Genomic DNA, 19,660 nt, shown 5'->3' with positions numbered 1-19,660 from the left:
TCAAGATGTTCGACATGGTGACGCTGCTCACCGGCGGCGGGCCGGGCTCGGTCACCGAGGTCGCTTCGATCACGCTGAAACGCGCTGCCTTCGAAAGCTGGGCGACCGGCCGGGCCTCAGCCTTCGCCATCATCCTGTTCGTCGCGGTGTTCGGCCTCGCCAACATCTACGTCAAGGCATTGAACAAGGTGAAACAACGATGAGCGCCGCCAACTCCGCCCATTCGGTCGTCGAACCGAGCTTGTCCAGCAAACGCATCGCCGGCACCATCGTCGTTCTCTATGCGCTAATCACCCTCATCCCGCTCGTCTGGATCTTCCTGACCAGCATCAAGTCGCCGCCGGATTCGATCAGCTACCCCCCGAAGATCGTCTTCACGCCGTCGCTCGAGGGCTATTGCAATCTGTTCACAACACGCACGCGGCAGACGCCTGATTATATCGCCTCGCTGCCGGCGCCGGTCGGCACCTGCGATGAGGTGACGCGCAAGCGCAACATGGTGATCGCCGGCCCGTCGAATTTCCTGCCGCGCTTCGTCAATTCGCTGGTGATCGCCTTCGGCTCCACCTTCCTCGCGGTCTTCCTCGGCACGCTCGCCGCCTATGGTTTTTCCCGCTTCAAGATACCGCTCGCCGACGACCTGATGTTCTTCATCCTGTCGACGCGCATGATGCCGCCGATCGCCGTCGCCATCCCGATCTACCTGATGTATCGCGAGCTCGGGCTGTCGGACACGGCCTTGGGGATGATCCTGCTCTACACCGCCGTCAACGTCTCGCTCGCCGTCTGGCTGCTCAAGGGCTTCATCGACGAAATCCCGCGCGAATACGAGGAAGCGGCGATGATCGACGGCTATACGAGACTGCAGGCCTTCCGCAAGGTCGTGCTGCCGCAGGCAACGACCGGCATTGCCGCGACCGCGATCTTCTGCCTGATCTTTGCCTGGAACGAATATGCCTTCGCCGCGCTTCTGACCTCGGGCGAGGCCCAGACCGCGCCGCCCTTCATCCCGACGATCATCGGTGAAGGCGGACAGGATTGGCCGGCCGTCGCCGCCGGCACGACGATCTTCCTGATCCCGATCCTCGTCTTCACCATTCTCCTGCGCAAGCAGCTGCTGCGCGGCATCACCTTCGGAGCCGTCCGCAAATGAGCCATCTGATCGAAACATCAGCCCCTCATCGTCCGAAACGGCCGTTCTTCCTGCGCCGCGGCCCGATGGAGACCATCGCCACCGTGCTGATCGGGCTCGGCTTCCTGATGCTGTTCCAGCCCTTCCTGCTGGTGCTCTACACCTATTCGCTGGTCACCCTGCTCATGGGCACCGTCATGTTCATCATCGTCTCGAAATTCCCGGAGTGAACCATGGCGGACATCCGGATTGAAAATCTCCGCAAGGAATTCGGCAGCTTCGTCGCCGTTCAGGATTCGAGCTTCACCGTCCATGACGGCGAGTTCCTGGCGCTTCTGGGCCCCTCCGGCTGCGGCAAGACGACGACGCTGCGCATGATCGCCGGCCTCGAGCTGCCGAGCAGCGGCAAGATCTATCTCGACGGCGAAGACGTCACTTTCAACCGCGCCAGCGCCCGCGACATCGCCTTCGTCTTTCAGCTCTTCGCGCTCTACCCGCATATGAACGTGCGTAGGAATATCGGCTTCCCGCTGCTGTCGCAGGGCATGCCCAAGGCTGAAATCCGTCAGCGTGTCGAGGAGACCGCGCGTCTGCTGCAGATCGACCATATCCTTAACCGCTCGGTCTCCGGCCTTGCCGGCGGCGACCGGCAGCGCGTGGCGCTCGGCCGCGCCATTGTCCGGCGCCCGAAATGCTTTCTGATGGACGAGCCGCTCGGCACGCTCGACGCCGAATTCCGAGAGATCATGGTCCACGAGCTGCGCGAACTGCACAACCGTATCCACGCGACCACCGTCTACGTCACCCATGACCAGCACGAGGCGATGGCGATGGCCGACAAGATCGCCGTCATGAACCATGGCGTCATCGAGCAGTTCGGCACGCCGCAGGAGATCTATGCCAAGCCTGCGACCATGTATGTGGCCGATTTCATCGGCTCGCCGCCGATGAACTTCATGCGCTTCACCTCGGGTCTCAAAAGCGGCGACCGTTCCATCCTGCTCGACGGCGTCGATGTTGCCGTTCCCGAGATCCACCAGGACATGCCCGAGAGCGAACTGGCGCTCGGCGTGCGGCCGGAGCATATCCGCTTCAGCGACGCCTCGGCGCTTCGCGGCGCCGTCTATGGCAGCGAATATCTTGGCACCAACCAGGTCGTGGCTGTGGAAACCCAGGGAGGCCTGATCAAGGCCCGCGTTCCCGCCAATCGCAGCTTCCAGATCGGCGAAAGGGTCGGCCTCGAATTCAACCCGGCGAAACTCGCACTCTTCGACTGCACATCGGGCCGCGCGGTGCCATCCTCGCTCTATCAGGAGACCCGGCATGGCTGATGTCGTCCTCAGGAACCTCGCCAAGCGCTTCGGCGACACCCAGGCTTTGGCCGACCTCGACCTTTCGATCCGCGACGGCGAGTTCGTCGTGCTGCTCGGGCCGACCGGCGCCGGCAAGACGACGACGCTGCGGCTGATCGCCGGCCTCGAAAAGCCCGATAGCGGCGGCATCGAGATCGGCGGCCGCAATGTCGCGGCCGAAGCGCCGGCCGAACGCGACGTCGCCTTCGTCTTCCAGCAATATTCGCTCTATCCTCATATGACGGTTTACGAGAACCTCGCCTTCCCGCTGAAGGCGCCGGTCCGCAAGCTGAGCCCCGAGGAGATCGACCGGCGCGTGCGCGAAGTCGCGCGCATGGTCCGGATCGACCATAAGCTGGAGAACCGCTCGACCAGGCTTTCCGGCGGCGAGATGCAGCGTGTCGCGATCGGCCGGGCGCTGGTGCGCCGGCCGGCGATCTATTTGATGGATGAACCGCTCTCCTCGCTCGATGCCAAGTTGCGCGCCGAACTGCGCCTGGAGCTGAAGCGCATCCAGAAGGAACTGGGCTCGACGCTGCTCTATGTCACTCACGACCAGGTGGAAGCCATGACCATGGCCGACCGCATCGGCATCGTTGCCGAGGGACGGCTGATGCAAGTGGGAACGCCGCGCGAGATCTACGGCAATCCCGCCAACCTGCATGTCGCCGCCCGCCTCGGCCAGCCGCATATCAACCTGTTGCCGGCCGACCTGCTTCCCGGCGGTCAGCCGCCGGCTGGCACGAAAACCGTTGGCGCGCGCACCGAACATCTCGACATCATTGTCGGCAAGGAAGCCAATGCCGAGATCGACTGGATCGAGCATCTCGGCGACCAGAACCATCTGCACATCAAGGCTGGCAATCACAAGCTCGTCACACTTGCGGATCCATATCTGGCGATCGCGCCGGGCGACCGGATCAGCCTGACGCTGCGCGATCCGCTTTATTTCGATGCGGCTGGACAGCGCCTGTCCTGACCGGCAAACAGCGTGATGATGGCATGAAAAACAAACAGACGGGTCTCAATCGATGAAACACTTCTTCAACCGCAGGGAAAACATCGTCACCGAAGCCTTGGACGGTCTGCTTCTGACGAGCAGCAAGGGTCGTCTTGCCCGCCTCGACAGCTTTCCCGACATCAAGGTGATCCTGCGCGCGGACTGGGACAAGTCGAAGGTGGCGATCATCTCCGGCGGCGGCGCCGGTCATGAGCCCTCCCATGCCGGCTTCGTCGGTAAGGGCATGCTGACGGCTGCCGTATCCGGCGAGATTTTCGCCTCGCCGACCGTCGATGCCGTGCTGACGGCGATCCGCGCCGTCGCCGGCGAAAAGGGCGCCCTGCTGATCGTCAAGAACTATACCGGCGACCGGCTGAATTTCGGCCTCGCCGCCGAGAAGGCGCGCGCCGAGGGCTTCGACGTCGAAATGGTCATCGTCGCCGACGATATCGCCATCCCCGGCATCAACCAGCCGCGCGGCGTCGCCGGCACGCTGTTCGTCCACAAGATCGCTGGCTATCACGCCGAAAGGGGCGAGGACCTGAAGACGGTCGCAGCCCATGCCGCGGCTGCGGCCGGCGATATCGTCTCGCTCGGCATGTCGCTTTCCACCTGCAGTGTGCCCGGCCAAGCCCATGAGGACCGTCTCGGCGAGAACGAAGGCGAACTCGGCCTCGGCATCCATGGCGAGCCCGGCGTCGAGCGCATCGCGCTGCAGCCGGTCGCCGATATCGTCTCCACCATGGTGGCGCGCCTATCGCCTGCGCTGCGCGAAGGGGCAAGCCACTGCCTCCTCATCAACAATCTCGGCGCCGTGCCGCCGCTCGAAATGACCGTCATCGCCAACGTCGTGCTATCCTCGCCGCTTGGCCGCCGCGTCCGGCTGATCATCGGCCCGGCGCCGATGATGACGGCGCTCAACATGAACGGCTTCTCGCTGTCGCTGATCCGGCTGGACGCCGTGCGTGAGGCAGCGCTGACGGCAGCGGTCGAGCCACATGCCTGGATGCCGGCCGTCGAACGCCACGAGATCGAGGTCATCGCCGCACCGAGAACATCAGCCGGCTTGAACGGCGCCAATGGCACGGCCGGGGAGAATGACCATAACCGGCGCCTGATCACAGCGCTCTGTGAGCATCTGATCTCGCAGGAAAGCGAACTCAACCGCCTGGACGGCCGCGTCGGCGATGGTGATACCGGCTCGACGGTGGCCTCAGGCGCCCGCAGCGTGCTGGCCCGCCTCGACACGCTGCCGCTCGACCGGCCGGCGGCAACGCTTGCCTCGCTCGGCGATATCCTCGGCACCAGCATGGGCGGATCGAGCGGCGTGCTGCTGTCGATCTTCTTCACCGCCGCAGCAAAGGCGATGGCTGACAAAGCCGATATATCAGCAGCCCTTCTTGCCGGGCTCGACAGGATGACGTTCTATGGTGGAGCCGCAGTCGGCGATCGGACGATGGTCGATGCGCTGTCGCCTGCCCTGCAGGCGCTCGCATCCGGCGATGTCGTCGCTGCGGCAAAGGCAGCGGCAGCGGGTGCCGAGTCGACGAAGACGATGACGAAGGCGAGAGCCGGACGCGCCTCCTATGTCGGCGAAAGGGATCTGGCGGGCGTTGCCGATCCCGGCGCCGTCGCGGTTGCCGGCGCGTTCGGCGTGGTGGCAAGCCTCGCCTGACTGGCGTGAAATTCAAAAGCCCGCGGGAGGCGCGGCGACAGGGAGGATGGCAGTGCAGGCGGAACCGGTGCTTGTGGCAGGATTGATCGAGGTGTGCCGCGCGACGATCGCGGAAAACAGCGATCACCTCTGTGCGCTCGATCGCGCCATCGGCGATGGCGATCACGGAACCAATATGCGGCGCGGCTGCGAGGCGGTGAGCGCCGAAGGCGAGAGCCTGTCCAGCCTGCCCTTCCCCGACGCCATGGAAAAGATCGGCCTGACGCTGGTGATGAATGTCGGCGGTGCGGCCGGGCCGCTCTACGGCACGCTGCTGATGGAGATCGGCCGCGAGCTTCGCAAGAGCAACGAAAAGCCCGATTTTTCGCAGGTGCTGAAACAGGCGATCGATGCCGTCGCGAGACGCGGTCGGGCGCATGCCGGCGACAAAACCCTGCTTGACGTGCTCTATCCCGTGCATGCAGCACTCGCCAGCCGCTCTCCGCTCGGCGCAATCGCCCGCAGGGCCGAGCGTTCTGCCAACCGCACCGCTGACATGAAGGCGATGCGCGGGCGCGCCGCCTATCTCGGCGACCGCTCGATCGGCCACGTCGATCCTGGCGCATCCAGCTGCGCGTTGCTGACCACGGCGATCTGCCGCTATCTCGGGGAGCATCGTCCACAATGAATGGGAAGACCGCAAATGTGGGTATCGTGATCGTCTCCCACTCGCCGCTGGTGGCCCGGGGCATCGCCGACATGGTCAGGCAGATGGTGGGCGACTGCGTGCCGCTCGCTTGGTCGGGCGGCAACGTCCATGGCGAGCTCGGCACCGATCCCGCGGGTATCCTGAAGGCGATCGAGGCGGCCTGGTCCGATGCCGGCGTCGCCGTCTTCGTCGATCTCGGCGGCGCAGAAACCAACAGCGAGATGGCGATCGAAATGCTGGGGCTTCCCCGCTCGGCCCTCGTCTCCATCTGCAACGCGCCTTTGGTCGAAGGCGCAGTCATCGCCGCTGCCGAGGCGTCGGGGGGCGCCTCGCTGGCTAAAGTCGTCGCCACAGCCGAGGAATTGTCCCCCTGATGACGAACGGATTGCGTCGAGAGAAACAGGAGCCCGAGCAATTGCCCGAGCCATTTAAGGTGAATTGCCAGACGGAGGTCGAAGTCAAGCACGGCGTCGGGCTGCATGCCCGCCCCTCCGTTACCTTCACGCGGCTTGCCAAGTCCTTCCCCTGTTCGATCGAGATCGCCGTCAACGGCAGCGACGTCTGGCTGAACGGCAAGAGCATCATCAAGATCATGGGCGCGAAAATCCGAAAAGGATCGATCCTCCGGATTCGCGCCGACGGCATCCTCGCCGAAGAGGCGATCCGCGCGCTGAAGGAACTCATCGAGCGCAACTTCGATGAGGAAAAGAAACATGGCCGAACCGCTTAGACTGAAAGCCAAGAGCGCATCCCCGGGCATCGCATCCGGCCCCGCCTTTCTCGCGGAGGAGCCGAAGGCTCCTTCCGCTGCCGAGCGGCCGGACGCTGCCCCTGCGTCCCGAGCCGTGGGTGGATACGGCGCGCTGGAGAAGGCGATCGACATCTCGATCGGTGAACTCGAGCACCTTGCCGATGGAGCCGATGCCGAAAGCCGGGATATCATCGATTTCCAGATCGAGGTGCTGCGCGATCCGACGATCGCGGAAGCGACGGGCGCGCGCATGGAAGCCGACGGGAACGTCGTCTTTGCCTGGGCCGCCACCCTCGACGCCTATATCGGTGAACTCGAAGCGGCCGACGAAGAGCAGATGCGAGCGCGCGCCGTCGATATTCTCGACATCAAGAACCGCGTGCTCGGGGCGCTCGCCGGCACCCCGATCGCCGATTTCCCGCCTGGCTCGGTCTTCGTTGGCAAGGATATGGAGCCGAGCCGCTTTCTCGCCCATGACTGGTCGAAAGGCGGTGGCATCGCGCTGTTTGCAGGCAGCACCGCCGGCCATGTCGCCCTGCTTGCCCGGGCGCAATCGGTGCCGATGGTGGTCGGCACGGGTCGCTTTTCGGCAGCAGATGGAGATCCCGTTCGCGTTGATGGCGACGCCGGTGCGGTCGTCCTGAAGGCCGGCGGCATGCTGATCCCCTCGCCGGTGCCTGCACGAACTCCTACCGCCGACACGCAAACAGCAAGCGGCGAGCTACGCACGGCGGATGGTGTCCCGATCCTGCTCTCGATCAACATCAACGATCCCGCCGAGATCGACGCGCTCGATCCGGCAACGGCAGGCGTCGGCCTGATGCGCTCGGAATTTTCAATCACCTCGGTCGCCGATGCCGCCAATGAGGAACGGCAGCTGGCGATCTATCGCCGCGTGCTGGAGCAGGCGGGCGACAGGCCGGTAACGATCCGCATGCTCGATATCGGCGGCGACAAGCCGCTCGCCGGCCTGGAAGACCTGCCGGCTCTCGCCTCCGGCCTGCGCGGCATCCGGCTGCTGCTTGCCCGGCCAGAAATCGCCCGCGTCCAGGCCCGCGCCATGCTGCGCGCCGCCGTCTTCGGCAGGCTGTCGGTGATGCTGCCGATGGTGACCTTTCCCGACGAGATCGACAGGATGCGCGAGTTGTTCCGCGAGGAAGCCGAAAAGCTCGGCCGCCGCGCCCTGCTTCACCGGATGCCGCCGATCGGCATGATGGTCGAGGTGCCGGCCGCCGCCTTGATGCTCGACACCTTCGGGGCGGCGGCGTTCTTCTCGTTCGGAACCAACGACCTCACCCAATATCTTGCCGCCTCCGCCCGCGACGATATCGACGCCGATGCCGGCAAGGCGGCACCCGCCGTGCTCCGGCTGATTGCCCAGGCGGTGAAGCTGACCGCCGGCAAGCCGGTCAGCATCTGCGGCGACATGGCCGGCGATCCCAGCTATTTGCCGGGCTTGCTCGCCGCCGGCCTCCGGCATTTTTCCGTGGCGCCGGCCCGGCGTCCCGCGATAAGATCGGCGATCATCGGCCTCAACGCCGATGGCACCAGGGCAGCCGGAGAGTAGAATGGCGCGCGAAGACACCGAAGACGCCATTATCGCCTACAAGTCCATTCTGGCGCAGATCATCGACAACAGGCCATCGGGCACACGCCAGCGCCTCGCGACGGCGCTTGGAAAACATCGCAGCTTCGTCACCCAGATCACCAGCCCGACCTATGCAACGCCGCTGCCGGCGCGCCATCTCGCGACGATCGTCCGCGTCTGCCATTTCAGCGCCGCCGAACAGGAGCGCTTTCTCGAAGCCTATCAGGCGGCCCATCCCGGCAAGCTGCCGGATCTCGGCCATTCCGAGAAATTGCGGCACCTGTCGCTGATGGTGCCCGACTTCGGCGACGACAGGAAAAACCGCCTTCTGGAAGAGGCGATCTCCGATCTGGTGCAGAAGATCGTCGCGATATCGGGTGCGGAATGACAAGTGAGCTGGTTGACGTAACGTAATGCTTTTGGCCTTGGGAAGGGCTTGATGAAGAAGTTCTTGAACACTGCGGACACCATGGTCGCGGAAAGCGTCGAAGGCTTCGTGCGCGCCCATGAAGCCTTGGTCGTGTTCGGGCCCGAGCGCAAATGCATCCGCCGCCGCCATCTCACCCCTGGCAAGGTGGCGCTTATATCAGGCGGCGGCGCCGGCCATGAGCCGATGCATATCGGCTTCGTCGGTCATGGCATGCTGGATGCCGCCTGCGTCGGCCATATCTTCACCTCGCCGACGCCGAGCCAGATCATCGCTGCGATTGAAGAGACCGATACCGGCGCCGGCTGCCTGCTCGTGGTCAAGAACTATGACGGCGATCTGATGAATTTCGAAATGGCGATCGAGATGGCCGGCGACCGCCACAACATCGACATGGTCGTCGTCAGCGACGATATCGAGACATCAAGGACCGGCGAAGGCAATGGCCGGCGCGGTGTTGCCGGAACGCTGATCGTCGAAAAACTCCTGGGTGCTGCGGCCGAACGCGGCATGTCGCTTGCCGAATTGAAGCAGCTCGGCAAGGGATTGAACACCCGCATCCGCTCGATGGGTGTCGCGCTGAACGGCGTGACGGTGCCGCAGACCGAGCGCACGACGTTTGCGCTCGGACCTGGCGAGATGGAAATGGGCGTCGGCATCCATGGCGAACCCGGCCATGCCAGGCAGCCCTTCGCCGCCGCCGACGCGATCATCGGCCATCTCTGCGAGACCATCGCCGGCGACATCGCAGTGACGCCGGACGCAAAAGCACTGCTCTTCGTCAACGGCCTCGGCGGTACGCCGCCGGCCGAACTCTACCTCGCCTATAGCGGCGCCCGCCGCTTCATCGAGGAGAGAGGTATCCCGATCGAGCGCTCGCTTGTGGGAACCTACGTCACCTCGCTCGACATGCAGGGGCTGTCCGTCACCCTTGCTTTGCTGACCGACGAGGAGATCGCCCTCTGGGAGGCGCCGGTGGCAACGGCGGCTTTGCGTTGGCCATGACCACGTCCGTCAGATGTAAAGCGCTGCCATCTTCCTCCAGGCGCCGGCGCGGTGGGCGCGTCCATCCCAGACATGCAGCTGATGGCCGACATTCTTGTCCGCGAGCAGCCGGCTGAGATAGCGGTTGTTGTCAAGGAAAGGGTCGGCGTCGCCAATGGTGAGAACGATATCGCGCTCACGCAGCCTGTCGAGCCGCCAGTCGCTGCCGAGCCCTGGAAGAAAATGCGCCGGCGTGTGGAAATAGACGCTGTCATCGTAATAGCCGTCGAACAGGTCGCCGAAGGATTCCACCTTCATCGTCAGATCATAGCGGCCGGAAAAGGCGACGAGCTTGTGGAAGAGATGCGGATGACGAAAGAACAGGCTTGCCGCCTGGAAGGCGCCGAGGCTGCAGCCGTGCACGATGGTGCAGACATGCGGGTTCTTCGCCGCCATCAGCGGCAGCACTTCGTGCAGGATATAATCCTCGAAGGCGCCATGCCGGCGGATGCGCTCGGCCGGGTGGTGGTGGAAGGCATAGAAGGTCTCGGCCGCCAGTCCCTCGATGCAATAGAGCTGAAGTTGTCCGGCTTGCAGCTTGTCGGCAAGGCTTCCGACCAGGCCGAGCTGCTCATATTCGAAGAAGCGCCCGTCGCGCGTCGGAAAGACCAACACCTTGGCGCCGGCATGGCCGAACACCAGCATCTCCATGTCTCGATGCAGCCGCTGACTGTACCAGCGCAGATATTCGCGGTTCATGGCACCCTGAAAAACTGTCCCACCTTGTCGCGGAGAACCGCCTCTTGCTCAGCGCTGCCAGGATAGTCGAAATGCCCCGCATCCAGGATGAAGATTTCATTAAATTTTGGTATCGCATTCGCGACAGCAAACTGGCAGGGCGGTGCCACCGCAGGATCGAACAGCGCAACCGCCGTCAGCATCGGCACCTTGATCCGGGAAGCAGCGTTAGCCGCATCGTAAAGGCGAAGCGTCCCAAGCACATCCGGGTGTTTCTTATGATATTCCTGCACCGATTGTGCGCTGCCGACGCTCGGCAGCATCAGCCGCAGCGGTTGATGCCCGAAGCTCGGCAGCGCCAGATGGCCACGATCGATGCGCTCGTCATAGGCGATCGCCATCGCCCCGATGCCGCCGCCGAAGCTGATGCCGCTATAGCCGATATGCCCTGAAAGCCAGGGATAAAGTGCCGTAAGCGTCGAAACGGCGAGCCAGATATCCTCGACGCAGCCGCCAATGATATAGGCCTCCGGTCTGTCGATGTCGTGCAGCACGTGCCAGGATGGGTTCTCGGAGATCGGCGGATGGGCACTGAGCGACAGCCCGCGGCAGCAGGGAAAGATGAGCGCCGTTTCCTCGACCGGTAGGTCGAAATCAGGACGATCCCGTCCGCCATAACCGTGCCCGACGACGAGGCCGCGCCGCACCTGCCCCGCACGCGGCAGGAGCAGCCAGCCGCCGATTCGGAACTCGCCGGTCGAGAGATAGACGAGGTCGAGCACATGCCAGTCGGGATGAGTGATCCGGCTGCGGGAAAGCATCGGCTGCGGATCGACCGTCAGCGCCTTGAGATAACGCGCCTGCCAGAAATCGTCGAAACCCTCGGGCTCATCCGGCGGCTCGATCGCGAGAAGCTCGTCGAGCTTCATGCCGTAGGTCGGATCGAAGGCGAAGGGATGTGTCTTGGGAATGCTCATCCAAGGCTTGTCTCGTGAAAAAGCCGGCGGCGCAAGGCTTCGCCCGCGCCAGCCGATAAACCCTGCTTGAATACCGGACACCTTTACGCGGCGTCAGTCGCCTCGTATCGCCCGGATGTGACGAAGAGCCTGCGGCCAACGGCGTGCGCAGTCTCCAGATGGGCGTTCGCATGGTCCGGTCCGGTTTCGAGCATGAACTCGGATGTCACGACGCGGGCGCCGCAATAGTCGAAGATCCCGTGATCGATCTGCGTCTTCATCGCGCCGAAATAGCCGTGCCGCGTATAGGTCCCCGCATCGGCGCCGCCGAGGCCGACCAGATGCACCGGCAGGCGGCCAAGCAGCTTCACCAGCCCGGCATCCGCGCGATCGTCGTAAGCCCAGCCATTCGTGAACACCCGGTCGATCCATCCCTTGAGCAGCCCCGGCATCGACCACCAGTAGACGGGATAGACAAGCACCAGCGCATCGGCGCGGTCGATCCTTGCCTGCTCGGCGGCAACGTCGGCGGGCAGCGCCCCTTCCCTCAGATGCAGGGCGATATCGGCCGCGGTGAACCGGGGATCGAAGCCCTCGGCCGCGAGATCGGCGATCTCGACGGAATGGCCGGCGTCGGAGAGCGTGATACCCTCGGCAAGATGCGCGGCGACGCCGTGGGTGAGCGACCGGGGATCGGGATGCGCGACGACGATGAGCGCGTGCATGGCAAAAACTCCTGCTGAATGATTGCGGACGGAAGTCGCGGGCTGTATACCTTTGGTAAGCTACTTTCAGTAAGTTACTTTTGGTATATAGTGATGTCAAGCGCCGAAACAACAGATCAGCCGACCGATCCGCAGCGGCGCCGCCGCCTGTCGCGGCAGGACCGGCATCGCCAGCTTCTCGACGTCGCCTGGCAGATTGCCCGCGACGAGGGAACGGAAGCGCTGACCCTTGGCCGGCTTTCCGAGCAGGCGGGCGTGACGAAACCCGTGGTCTACGATCATTTTGAAACCCGCCCCGGCCTGCTCGCAGCGCTCTACCGCGAATTCGACGCCCGCCAGACGACAGTGATGGACGCAGCCCTTGCGGCAAGCCAGCCATCTCTCGCCGACCGGGCCGCGGTCATCGCCGCCTCCTATGTCGACTGCGTGCTTCTCCAGGGCCGCGAAATCCCCGGCGTCATTGCCGCGCTCGCTGGCTCGCCGGAACTCGAAAGGATCAAGCGCGAATATGACGCGGTCTTCATCGAGAAATGCCGCATCGCGCTTTCGCCCTTCGCCGGCGCCGGCACGATCGCCGCGCCCGGCCTCTGGGCCATGCTCGGTGCTGCCGAAGCCCTCTCCTATGCCGCCGCGTCGGGCGACATCACCGCCGTCGAGGCAAAGAACGAACTCTTCGAAACCATCGTCGCGATGGTGGCGAGAAGTATGGGCGGCGGTACGCATCCCGATCACCTGCGCAATACGGCCGGCCTCGCATCACGATGATCCGGCGGGAATACCTGTATCGAATCCACCGCCGGCTTCGCCATGCAACTCGTTTATTTCCCGACCCTGGCGAGCGACGCGACGGCCGTCTTCTCGCACCTAATGATGCATGCTGCGCACAAGCTGAACGGCCCGACCTGCGCCCATGCTATTCTGACGACGGCCGAACTCATCGAAGTCTTGCCCAAGGCGTCTGCTTCAAAGGAGACAATGCCATGACCATGCTCTTCAAAATGCTCACAAGTGCCGGCTCGGAATCCCTGAACCGCGACCGGCGCAGGTTCCTGACCACCGCGGCGATCGGGATCGCCACCGCGGGCGCGACCAGCCTGTTTCCGTCCTATCCGGCATCGGCTGCCACGGGAGATGCGATCCGCCCGTTTCGCGTCGACACTCCCGAGGCGGACCTCCTCGACCTTCGCCGGCGCGTGCTGGCAACACGCTGGCCCGAACGCGAGACGGTCGACGACCAGTCGCAGGGCATACAGCTCGAAAAGATCAAGCCGCTCGTCGATTATTGGGGCACCGGCTACGACTGGCGAAAGGCGGAAGCGAAGCTGAACGCGCTGCCGCAATTCATCACCGAGATCGACGGCATAGACATCCACTTCATTCACGTCCAATCGAAACATCCGAATGCCCTGCCCGTTATCATCACCCATGGCTGGCCGGGATCGGTATTCGAAAACCTCAAGATCATCGGCCCGCTCACAGATCCGACCGCTCATGGCGGACGCGCCGAAGATGCGTTCGACGTGGTCATTCCGTCGATGCCGGGCTATGGCTTCTCCGGCAAGCCTACCGGCACCGGCTGGGGGCCGGACCGCATCGCGCGGGCCTGGGCGGAACTGATGAAGCGCCTCGCTTACAGCAGCTACGTCGCCCAGGGCGGCGACTGGGGCTCGCCGGTCTCCGGCGCGATGGCACGGCTCGCGCCACAAGGTCTGCTCGGCATCCACATCAACCTGCCGGCTGTCGTGCCGCCCGAAGTTGCCGCGGTGCTCGCCGCGGGCGGGCCGGCGCCGCAGCGACTCTCCACCGAGGAACGCGCGGCGTTCGATGCCCTCAGCGCCGCAGCCAAGATGGGGAACAGGTCCTATGCCACGATGATGGGCACGAGGCCGCAGACCATCGGCTACGCCATATCGGATTCCCCGGCCGGCCTTGCGGCATGGACGCTCGGTCATCCAGGCTTCACGCACTGGACCTACGACAGCAGCGATCCCGAAAAGTCTCCCGACGAGGTGCTCGACGACATCACGCTTTACTGGTTGACCAACAGCGCCGCTTCCTCGGCCCGGATCTACTGGGAATATGGCGGCGGGCGCAGTCCCGTCCTTGCTGCCGGGGAGAAGACCTCCAAGATCGCGCTTCCGGTCGCCATCACCGTCTTTCCTGGGGAGAGCTATCAGGCCCCGGAGACATGGGCCCGTCGCGCCTATCGCAACCTTATCTATTTCCACAAGGTCGACAAGGGCGGCCACTTCGCTGCCTGGGAGCAGCCGGAGCTCTTCTCCGCCGAGCTTCGAGCAGCGTTCAGGCCGCTGCGCAGACCGATATGAGAGGAGCGGCGGCCCCTCGCCGATCAGGGATGCTGCCGCCTGGTATGATTGTCCATGATCGGCACCGGGATCGCCTCCCTTGGCGCCAAGCTCACGGATTCCAGCCGCCGCTGCCATAGGGACGCGTGATGATTTCGAGCAGATGGCCGTTCGGATCTTCGAAATAGACCCCGCGCCCACCGTCGTGGTCATTGGTCTCATCAGGCTTCCGCTGACCGGGGTCGGCCCAGTAGCTCAGGTTCCGCTCGCGAATTCGATTGAATATCGCCTCGAATTCAGCGTCACCGACCAAGAAGGCGTAGTGTTGGCGGACGATCTGACCTTCCGTTTCCATATAGTCGAGATTGGCGTCGTTGTCGGTCGTGACCATGTGGAACGGCCCCCAGCGCCTCGGCGCCGGCAGTCCTAACATATCGGCCAGGAAATCTGCCGAGGCCTTGCTGTTGTGAGCCGACAGGATGGTATGATTGAAGTGGATGGCCATAGTGGTTTCTCGCAAACGAAGGGGCCCGCAAACTCGATGCAGGCTCGCCGGGTTAACACCCGCGGCCGCCTCTTGTTCCGAACTTCGACCGCGCCTCTCCGCCTTCAAATCTCTCTCGAAACGAGGTAGACTCCACCGGTGGAGGGGCCACGACAAATGGTACGAAACACGCTCCCCATGCGCTGGAATTCCAGAGACCGGGAGACCGGAGGGGGTGGCATGAACGAGGCGAACGGCAATTTGCGCGACAGTTCAGGCGCGGCGGTGCGGCCGCCGATCGCCTGGGCGCTGACGGTCGCCGCCGGGCTTGCGCTCGACTGGCTCTATGCGCTGCCGCTCCTGCCGGCGGCCATGCCTGCCGGCGAGCTTGGCGGCATCGTGTTCCTCGCCGGCCTGGCGCTGCTGATCTGGGCGGCAGCAACCTTCCGCCGGGCGGGGACACAGGTCCAGCTCAGCCGGCCGACGACGACGATCGTCGACGAAGGCCCCTATCGCTTCACGCGCAACCCGATCTATATCGGCATGTTCCTCGGCCTCATCGGCCTCGCAATCGCTTTCGACAGCCTGTGGCTCATCATCCTGTTGGCGCCGTTCTACCTCGTCATCCGCTACGGCGTGGTCGCCCGCGAGGAGGCCTATCTCGAGCGGAAATTCGGTGACGTCTATCTCGCCTACAAGGCCCGCATCAGGCGGTGGCTGTAGCGAGACGAAGAAGCGTCGACCTGCTGAAACCCGAAATGACGGAACGGGTCGAGACACGACCCTCGCGGCATCATGGCCATCGCCAAAGCAAGCCGGCAAACGGCATCGCCGCTTCGCCGGCCGCTGGGATCAGTTCGTGTTCTGCCCCGCCGCCTCGATGATCAGCCGGGCGATCTCGTCAGGGTGGGAGATCAGCGACAGGTGGCTGGCCTTCACCTCTATCGTCTTCGCCCCCATGCGCTTGGCCATGAAGCGTTCGAGATCCGGGTTGATCGTCCTGTCCTCGGTGGAAACGGCATACCAGCTTGGCTTCGAGCGCCACGCCGCCTGCGTCGTCTTGCCGGTCAGCAGCGCCTTCTGGAACGGTTCCTGCACGGCATAGAGCACCTTTGCCTTGGCTTCCGGCAGGTCGCCGGCAAAGTCGCGCAGGAAGGCGGCCTCGCTGAGGCGTCCCTCATCGCCGTCGAAGACGATGCCGGCGGAAGCCGGCGGCGTCGGGAAGGTTTTGGCGAGAGCGGTATAATCCTCGCCGGCATCCGGGGCGCGTGCAGCGACATAAACGAGCGCCGAAACATTCGGATGCACGCCGGCCTCAGTGACCATCATGCCGGAAAACGAATGCCCGACCAGAACCGTCGGGCCATCCTGCCGGTCGAGCACCCGCTTCACGGCAGCGACGGCCTCGGGCAGCGTCGTCAGCGGGTTTTGCACCGTTGTGGCATTGAGCCCGGCCTCCTGCAGGCGCGCGATCACCTCGGTCCAGCACGAGCCGTCGGCAAACAGCCCGTGCGCCAGCACGACGTTGCGCGCCTTAACGGAAGCGGATGTCGCGGCCATACCGCGGGTAGCAAGCAGAGAAGCGGCGGCGCCGGCAACAAGGGCAGCCGAGAAAGTCCGTCTGTTCATCATCATGATCTGGTTCCTTGTGCGTCCAGGAATTGAAGGATCAAAAGCATGTCGGCTCGGGACCGAAGACCCGAAGCCAAGTCAAAATCGGTTGGTCTGTGATGCCATGTCGGCACGGTTTGCTTTGCCCGGCGCGAGGCGTCGGCCTTCGCCGCGTTGCGGCTCCCGCCGTATTCAAATCGGTATTTGAAGGGGCTTCGTGTATGCAGAAGCCTGCTTGCTGGGGATTTATTATTCCCATCCGATATAAAGTCAATTATTGAATACGTAACACCTCCGTGATGCCATAAGTGTATACGCTGAGCGGGCGCATCAATCGCATTTGCATACACGATCGATCGAGCCGTCGATGTTGAAACAGATCGGAGATAACGGAATGGCGAATGGTTTTGAAACCGAGGATGACGGCGATGATCGCGGGTTGCTCTCCGACCGCATTCGCAACGCCCTGACCGACGAGATCGCCACCGGCACGCTGGCGGCCGGCGCAGCATTGGACGAACAGCAGCTTGCCGATCGTTTCGGCGCCTCCCGCACGCCGGTTCGGGAAGCTTTGCGTCAGCTGGCGGCGGGCGGCCTCGTCGAGCTTCGCGCCCGGCGCGGCGGCGTCGTCGCCCGCATGACGCCGGAGCGCATCATGGAGATGTTCGAAACGGTAGCCGAAATCGAGGCCGTATGTGTCAGGCTCGCCACCTACCGCATGACACCGCTGGAGCGCAGCCACCTGATCGAACTGCACGATCTCTCAGAGCCGACCGTCGAAGCCGGAAATTTCGATGCCTATGACAGCTTCAACCGCCAATTCCATGAAGCCATCTATCACGCCACCCACAATAGCTTCCTTGCCGAACAGGCGATCGCCGTGCGCAACCGCCTGAATGCCTTCCGGCGCACGCAGTTGCGTCAGGGCGAACGGCTCCGCCGATCCCGGGACGAACACGAGGCAATCATGCAGGCGATCGCCGAAGGCGACGGTGAGATGGCATCCCGGCGCATGCGCGCCCACATGCTGAACGCCGCCACCTCGCTCAGCCGCTTCATCGAAACCAACAAGCCGGGGGGAGCCTGACGTTCTTACGGCACGGGGCAGCGGTATTTATCGGCGATCAACGTCGTCATCAGCTCGTCGCCGGTGGCCTCGCGATGCCGGGATTTTCTTCCAGGAATGTACCCAACGTATTGCCGATTGCTTCCGCGGTCGTTCCAACTGGCACACAGACGTTTACCCCAACAGAGTTGGCAAAATACGCCGACTTCACCATTGCTTTCGGCGCAGGAACGACTTCGGTGAAAATACGGCGGGAATCTTTGCTGAAACCGTTGCCAATAGGGTGGCGATAAGAATGCCCGACATCACATCTCCAAAGCTCGCGATGGCGGAGCTTCGATCGGGAAAGTGTCGGAAATTAGCTTCAAACGTGTCATCTTTTTTTCTGCAACTACATGTCGCAGCATCCGGCCAGCCTGCGGATCACTGAGCCCGAGGATGTCTTCCTGGCGCTCACCTCCTATCCGCCCGGCGATGGCGCCGGCGAACCTCAACTCACCAGGTTCCGTCAAGCCATTGCCGATGCGTTCAGCCAACGCAGCGGCGTGCTTGAGGTCCGCAAAGAGACCGCGCTGTTCCTGAGCAGAAAGACGGCCTGATTGCTGTCGTGGGGCGTTCAGACCTTCTCTTTCTTCCTGATTTTTTCCTTCGGTTCTACCGGTGCATCGGGCCTCGGCGCCAACAGCTTGCGCAGTGACGAGATCTTGTCCTTCACCAGCGGCCGGAAACGCGTGGCGCGATAGGGCATGTCGGCCGCTCCGTAACCTTCCGGCCCGTCATCATTGCCGCGGTTGATCTCCGCGAGCTTCACCCCGATGAAGGTGCCGTCGATATAATGGGTATATTCGCCCACCCAGCGGATCGTATAGATCTCGCCTTTGCGGATCAGCTGGTCGATGCTGACATGCTTGAAGGTGTCGTTGATGCAGACGACCTTCTGGCCGACATGGAAATCATAGCTCATGGATCAAACTCTCGAAACGCAATCGGCTCGCCGATCTATAGCGTGCCCTGCGGCAGGGATGAACCGTTTTTTGGCAGCCGAGCCCGATGCTGCGACATCAGCCGCAACCCGCGCCGCATGGCTTAGGCGATATGCATCAATCGCAATAGGCCTTGCCGCTCTTGCGGGAGCGAAGATCGAAGTGGAAGTGGTTCCAGTGCTCCGGGTTGCTGCCGGGGCCGAGCACGGTGTTGAAATAGCGGCAGCTGTCGCTGCGCACCGCCTTCAAAAGCCGCCCTTCGCGCAGCGAGAACAGGCCCTTCTTGCGCACGTCGATCTCGTGGCCGTTCTTCAGCACGAACTTGCCGACGTCGATGGCGTTGCCGCGGGCGTGTTCCGACATCGGATTGTATTTCTGCCGGCTGTTGTTCATGCGTCGGCAGGAATAGCCGCCGAGCGGCTGGATCGTCTTGATGCCGGACCAGTAACGGTAGCGGGCGGACGGCGCCAGTTCGTTCTTCACCCATTTGGCGAAGGCAAGCGTCACCTGGCAGTTCAGCGTCACGGCGGGGCGGACGCCGATATTGCCGGAAAGCCCCTTCAGCGACACCGGGTAGGGCACCTGGCAGGCTGGCCCGTTCGAGATCGGCGGCTTGTTGTCGAAGAGTACGCCCATGCGTTTCAGCTCGCGTCGGCAGGCAAGCTCGGAGGACGGCATGACGCTGGGATCGACGGGCGCCGCCGGTTCGCTCATCATCGGATTGTTCGGCCGCAGCATCGCGACCTCTTCGCTCTCGTCCTCTTCGGGAAGACGGGTCGGCGCCACCACAGGGCTGCCGTCGTTCCAGGCGGGCGCCCGGCTCATCTGTGCCTCGGCCGCCGGCTGCGGCATCGCCTGCGGCGCGGGCTGGGGTATCGGCTGGTTGAGCTGCGTTGGATTATCGGTGCCGATGCCGTCGACAACCGGCTCGGTGGCGTTGCCCTCGGCAATCTGCTGCTGTTGTTCCTGCGCCAGCCCAACGACCGGCTCCGCCCCGAGATCGTCATCCATGTTGACGCCGCCGGACGGGATCGCAAGCGCCTGCGTGCCGCCCCAGTTGCCGCTCGGTTGGCCTGCCGCCAGCGCCTCGTCGCTGTCGATCATCGGCAGCCTGCCCCCCTGCGCCGGTGCGGCCCGCGCCCCCGGAGCGGTCCGCGCCGTCTGGCCGGTGCCGGCAAGGTTTGGCGTATCAAG

The 19,660-nt window shown here is 63.7% G+C and carries 22 protein-coding genes and 4 pseudogenes; 18 read left to right on the top strand and 8 right to left on the bottom strand.

Annotated features, from left to right (window positions below):
* The 12 genes and pseudogenes from FY112_RS10905 to FY112_RS10850 all read left to right on the top strand — a co-directional run.
* A pseudogene (locus tag FY112_RS10905) lies at positions 1-203 on the top strand (sugar ABC transporter permease); the annotation flags it as partial.
* Positions 200-1,153, top strand: a complete 954-nt coding sequence (locus FY112_RS10900) for a carbohydrate ABC transporter permease (RefSeq protein WP_017960896.1) — start codon at positions 200-202, stop codon at positions 1,151-1,153. The pseudogene FY112_RS10905 and the gene FY112_RS10900, both read left to right, overlap by 4 nt.
* Positions 1,150-1,362 (top strand): hypothetical protein, encoded by a 213-nt coding sequence (locus FY112_RS10895; protein WP_094085699.1) that lies wholly within the window; start codon positions 1,150-1,152, stop codon positions 1,360-1,362. The genes FY112_RS10900 and FY112_RS10895 overlap by 4 nt, the downstream gene beginning before the upstream one ends.
* A 3-nt stretch (positions 1,363-1,365) precedes the next feature.
* Entirely contained in the window at positions 1,366-2,463 is a 1,098-nt protein-coding gene (locus FY112_RS10890) for an ABC transporter ATP-binding protein (RefSeq protein ID WP_131619718.1), read from the top strand.
* Positions 2,456-3,463 (top strand): ABC transporter ATP-binding protein, encoded by a 1,008-nt coding sequence (locus FY112_RS10885; protein ID WP_131619717.1) that lies wholly within the window; start codon positions 2,456-2,458, stop codon positions 3,461-3,463. The genes FY112_RS10890 and FY112_RS10885 overlap by 8 nt, the downstream gene beginning before the upstream one ends.
* 52 nt (positions 3,464-3,515) lie before the next feature.
* Complete coding sequence (locus tag FY112_RS10880; protein ID WP_151518380.1) at positions 3,516-5,159, top strand: dihydroxyacetone kinase subunit DhaK; 1,644 nt, start codon at positions 3,516-3,518, stop codon at positions 5,157-5,159.
* Between the two features lie 46 nt (positions 5,160-5,205).
* A complete protein-coding gene (dhaL, locus tag FY112_RS10875) occupies positions 5,206-5,826 on the top strand; it encodes a dihydroxyacetone kinase subunit DhaL (RefSeq protein WP_094085696.1) in 621 nt (206 codons plus the stop codon).
* Positions 5,823-6,221 (top strand): dihydroxyacetone kinase phosphoryl donor subunit DhaM, encoded by a 399-nt coding sequence (gene dhaM, locus FY112_RS10870; protein ID WP_151518379.1) that lies wholly within the window; start codon positions 5,823-5,825, stop codon positions 6,219-6,221. The genes dhaL and dhaM overlap by 4 nt, the downstream gene beginning before the upstream one ends.
* The gene (locus FY112_RS10865) at positions 6,221-6,577 is read left to right on the top strand and encodes an HPr family phosphocarrier protein (RefSeq protein ID WP_151518378.1); all 357 of its coding nucleotides are present in this window, start codon (positions 6,221-6,223) and stop codon (positions 6,575-6,577) included. The genes dhaM and FY112_RS10865 overlap by 1 nt, the downstream gene beginning before the upstream one ends.
* Entirely contained in the window at positions 6,561-8,165 is a 1,605-nt protein-coding gene (locus FY112_RS10860) for a putative PEP-binding protein (RefSeq protein ID WP_151518377.1), read from the top strand. The genes FY112_RS10865 and FY112_RS10860 overlap by 17 nt, the downstream gene beginning before the upstream one ends.
* 1 nt (position 8,166) lies before the next feature.
* On the top strand, positions 8,167-8,574 hold the full coding sequence (locus FY112_RS10855) for a hypothetical protein (RefSeq protein ID WP_003540656.1): 408 nt from the start codon (positions 8,167-8,169) through the stop codon (positions 8,572-8,574).
* A gap of 51 nt (positions 8,575-8,625) precedes the next feature.
* Positions 8,626-9,618 (top strand): dihydroxyacetone kinase subunit DhaK, encoded by a 993-nt coding sequence (locus tag FY112_RS10850; protein WP_151518376.1) that lies wholly within the window; start codon positions 8,626-8,628, stop codon positions 9,616-9,618.
* A gap of 9 nt (positions 9,619-9,627) precedes the next feature.
* On the opposite strand, the gene FY112_RS10845 is transcribed toward FY112_RS10850, so the two are convergent.
* The 3 genes from FY112_RS10845 to FY112_RS10835 all read right to left on the bottom strand — a co-directional run bounded on the left by FY112_RS10845 (position 9,628) and on the right by FY112_RS10835 (position 12,016).
* A complete protein-coding gene (locus tag FY112_RS10845) occupies positions 9,628-10,356 on the bottom strand; it encodes an alpha/beta hydrolase-fold protein (protein WP_131629085.1) in 729 nt (242 codons plus the stop codon).
* A complete protein-coding gene (locus FY112_RS10840) occupies positions 10,353-11,312 on the bottom strand; it encodes an acetylxylan esterase (protein ID WP_151518375.1) in 960 nt (319 codons plus the stop codon). The genes FY112_RS10845 and FY112_RS10840 overlap by 4 nt, the downstream gene beginning before the upstream one ends.
* 83 nt (positions 11,313-11,395) lie before the next feature.
* Positions 11,396-12,016: an NAD(P)H-dependent oxidoreductase gene (locus FY112_RS10835; protein ID WP_151518374.1), complete on the bottom strand. Its 621-nt coding sequence runs from the start codon at positions 12,014-12,016 to the stop codon at positions 11,396-11,398.
* 93 nt (positions 12,017-12,109) lie between these two features.
* Between FY112_RS10835 and FY112_RS10830 the strand changes: the two genes are divergently transcribed.
* The 3 genes and pseudogenes from FY112_RS10830 to FY112_RS10825 all read left to right on the top strand — a co-directional run bounded on the left by FY112_RS10830 (position 12,110) and on the right by FY112_RS10825 (position 14,343).
* Positions 12,110-12,781, top strand: coding sequence for a TetR/AcrR family transcriptional regulator (locus FY112_RS10830; RefSeq protein WP_131619708.1), 672 nt, complete (start codon positions 12,110-12,112; stop codon positions 12,779-12,781).
* Between the two features lie 9 nt (positions 12,782-12,790).
* Positions 12,791-13,000 (top strand): annotated as a pseudogene (locus FY112_RS38570) (cysteine hydrolase); the annotation flags it as partial.
* Positions 12,997-14,343, top strand: coding sequence for an epoxide hydrolase family protein (locus FY112_RS10825; protein ID WP_131619707.1), 1,347 nt, complete (start codon positions 12,997-12,999; stop codon positions 14,341-14,343). The pseudogene FY112_RS38570 and the gene FY112_RS10825, both read left to right, overlap by 4 nt.
* Positions 14,344-14,434: 91 nt before the next feature.
* Here the strand turns inward: FY112_RS10825 and FY112_RS10820 are convergent, their stop codons facing one another.
* A complete protein-coding gene (locus tag FY112_RS10820) occupies positions 14,435-14,827 on the bottom strand; it encodes a VOC family protein (protein ID WP_077978491.1) in 393 nt (130 codons plus the stop codon).
* Between the two features lie 219 nt (positions 14,828-15,046).
* On the opposite strand from FY112_RS10820, the gene FY112_RS10815 reads away from it, so the two are divergent.
* Positions 15,047-15,529: an isoprenylcysteine carboxylmethyltransferase family protein gene (locus tag FY112_RS10815; RefSeq protein ID WP_151518373.1), complete on the top strand. Its 483-nt coding sequence runs from the start codon at positions 15,047-15,049 to the stop codon at positions 15,527-15,529.
* 129 nt (positions 15,530-15,658) lie between these two features.
* Here the strand turns inward: FY112_RS10815 and FY112_RS10810 are convergent, their stop codons facing one another.
* Positions 15,659-16,441, bottom strand: coding sequence for an alpha/beta hydrolase (locus FY112_RS10810; protein WP_151518372.1), 783 nt, complete (start codon positions 16,439-16,441; stop codon positions 15,659-15,661).
* A 370-nt stretch (positions 16,442-16,811) separates the two neighbouring features.
* On the opposite strand from FY112_RS10810, the gene FY112_RS10805 reads away from it, so the two are divergent.
* Positions 16,812-17,504: a GntR family transcriptional regulator gene (locus FY112_RS10805; RefSeq protein WP_151518371.1), complete on the top strand. Its 693-nt coding sequence runs from the start codon at positions 16,812-16,814 to the stop codon at positions 17,502-17,504.
* Positions 17,505-17,509: 5 nt separating this feature from the next.
* On the opposite strand, the pseudogene FY112_RS38565 reads toward FY112_RS10805, so the two are convergent.
* Positions 17,510-17,789: pseudogene (locus FY112_RS38565) on the bottom strand (hypothetical protein).
* An 89-nt stretch (positions 17,790-17,878) separates the two neighbouring features.
* Between FY112_RS38565 and FY112_RS10795 the strand changes: the two are divergent.
* Positions 17,879-18,082, top strand: a pseudogene (locus FY112_RS10795) (SAM-dependent methyltransferase); the annotation flags it as partial.
* 17 nt (positions 18,083-18,099) lie between these two features.
* On the opposite strand, the gene FY112_RS10790 reads toward FY112_RS10795, so the two are convergent.
* Together FY112_RS10790 and FY112_RS10785 are read right to left on the bottom strand one after the other, a co-directional pair.
* Positions 18,100-18,447, bottom strand: coding sequence for a CAP-Gly domain protein (locus FY112_RS10790; RefSeq protein ID WP_131645368.1), 348 nt, complete (start codon positions 18,445-18,447; stop codon positions 18,100-18,102).
* 136 nt (positions 18,448-18,583) lie between these two features.
* Positions 18,584-19,660 (bottom strand): extensin family protein (locus FY112_RS10785; RefSeq protein ID WP_151518370.1); only part of this gene is annotated, 1,077 nt, incomplete at its 5' end.

Origin of the sequence: Rhizobium sp. PEPV16, from assembly GCF_008919455.1 — a bacterium.
Classification (GTDB): Bacteria; Pseudomonadota; Alphaproteobacteria; order Rhizobiales; family Rhizobiaceae; genus Rhizobium; species Rhizobium leguminosarum_Q.
The sequence above is the reverse complement of the archived record's forward strand: the minus strand, read 5'-3'. Positions and strand labels throughout refer to the sequence as shown.